This window comes from Kytococcus sp. HMSC28H12 (genome assembly GCF_001816045.1).
Classification (GTDB): domain Bacteria; phylum Actinomycetota; class Actinomycetes; order Actinomycetales; family Dermatophilaceae; genus Kytococcus; species Kytococcus schroeteri.
In genome coordinates, this window is sequence record NZ_KV824595.1 from 1 (window position 1) to 766 (window position 766).

A 766-nucleotide genomic window follows, 5' to 3' on the forward strand; every position below is an offset into this window, starting at 1 on the left:
GGGTGCACGGCATCGACGGTGAGCACGGGGTGCGGCGCGAACACCTTGGACACCTGCGGGGCGAAGGTGGGCGAGCTGGTGGCCACGCGGGCGGTGGGGCCGTCGGCCACGAGGTCCCCGTCGGCCACGAGCACCATGCGGTCGGTGGCCGCGGCGGCGAACTCCACGTCGTGCGTGGCCACCACCACGGCCGCCCCGTCGTCGGCCAGGCGGCGCAGCATCGTGGCCAGGTGGTCCTTGGTGGCGTGGTCCAGGCCGCGGGTGGGCTCGTCGAGCAGCACCACGCCGGGCGCGGCGGTGAGCTGGATGGCGAGCACCAGGGCCAGCCGCTGTCCCTCGGAGAGGTCGCGCGGGTGGGCGTCGGCCGGCAGCCTCACCCCGAGCCGCTCGAGCACGGCCCAGGCGGTGCCGGGGGCGGCACCGGACTCGGCATCGGCCTGGGCGAGCTCGTCGGCCACGGTCTCCAGCCAGAGCAGGGCGGTGGCGTCCTGCGGCACGAGCGTCACCTGGCGTCGCGCCTCGGTGGGCGCCAACGATGCCGGGTCCTCACCCGCCGCCGTGGTCACCGTGCCCGCCGCGCGCCGCCCCGTGCCCTGCAGCGCCCAGAGCAGGGAGGACTTGCCCGACCCGTTGCGGCCCATGAGCGCCACCACCTCGCCGGCGGCCAGGTCGAGGTCCACACCGGCTACGGCCAGGAGCCGTCCGTGCTCCACCCGCACGCCGCGGGCGGTGAGGGCCAGCCGGTCCGATGCGGTGCGCCGCCCCA

At 77.0% G+C, this 766-nt stretch carries 1 protein-coding gene; it reads right to left on the minus strand.

The features are described 5' to 3' along the window. Window positions 1-766, minus strand: a 766-nt coding sequence (locus HMPREF3099_RS09380) for an ATP-binding cassette domain-containing protein (RefSeq protein WP_141762105.1), incomplete at both ends; no start/stop codon positions are given.